Below are 520 nucleotides of genomic sequence, written 5' to 3' on the forward strand. Positions count from 1 at the left end.
AAACGTCGCTCGGTTAACCATATCGAACGAATTCAAGAAGTGAAAATTACGGTTGTTCCTAACTCAGACATGGAAACACCGCACTTTGAAGTAATTCGCGTACGCGAAGGTGAAGAGTTTGATTTAATTTCTTACCTACTTCCTAAGAAGTTGGAAGCAATGAAAGAAGCAGAAGGTAAAGAACCTTCTGAAACAGACATCAAACCTAAGCGAATCGAAGAGCCAGTTCTTAAGGGCTTTGCAGCGCCAGCTCAAACCGCTCCAGCTCCTGTTTCTAAACCTGCGCCGGTAGCGAAGAAGAAAGAAGTAGAGCAAGAAGCAAAACCTGGCCTATTCAGCCGTTTGTTTAAAGCACTAGGTAGCTTCCTATTTGGTGGTTCTGAAGAAGTAAAAGAAGAACCAAAACAAGAAGAGAAGAAATCAAACCGCGACAACAAGCGCAACAAACGCGATCGCAACGACCGTCGTCGTAGCAACCAACGCGATAACCGCGAAGGTCGTGAAAACCGTGATAACCGTC

The 520-nt window shown here is 45.0% G+C and carries 1 pseudogene; it reads left to right on the plus strand.

Annotated features, from left to right (window positions below):
- Nucleotides 1-520, plus strand: a pseudogene (locus R8N49_RS30375) (ribonuclease E); the annotation flags it as partial.

The organism is Vibrio sp. 1978 (assembly GCF_033344345.1).